The sequence below is a fragment of the Tetzosporium hominis genome (genome assembly GCF_002265435.1).
Classification (GTDB): Bacteria; Bacillota; Bacilli; order Bacillales_A; family Planococcaceae; genus Chryseomicrobium; species Chryseomicrobium hominis.
The window spans coordinates 1-236 of record NZ_NOKQ01000032.1 but is presented as its reverse complement, the minus strand read 5'-3'; the positions used below and the strand labels follow the sequence as shown (position 1 = coordinate 236).

General features: G+C 47.5%; 1 protein-coding gene. It reads right to left on the bottom strand.

Translation table 11 applies throughout. From position 1 onward, the window contains the following. Positions 1-23 precede the first annotated feature (23 nt). On the bottom strand, positions 24-236 hold a 213-nt coding region (locus tag CF394_RS00095; RefSeq protein WP_207761653.1), incomplete at its 5' end, for a cytochrome c oxidase assembly protein.

Below are 236 nucleotides of genomic sequence, written 5' to 3'. Positions count from 1 at the left end.
TGAGGCTGTACCCTTTTTTGACCTTAATGAACCGTAGACGGAGAATATGATTCTTCTTCCAGGTCCTTTTCGTCTTTGGCTCTTTCCTTCCTCGCCCAGCCGAAAAAGATAATCGCCAAAAATGTCCCGTACACGATTTCCTGTAGGATTTTCATGACAATCGCGCCAAGCTGCTGATCTTCGAGAACAGGCATGCTGCTGAACATTTCCGGACCTGTAAGCGTCATTCCGCTCAG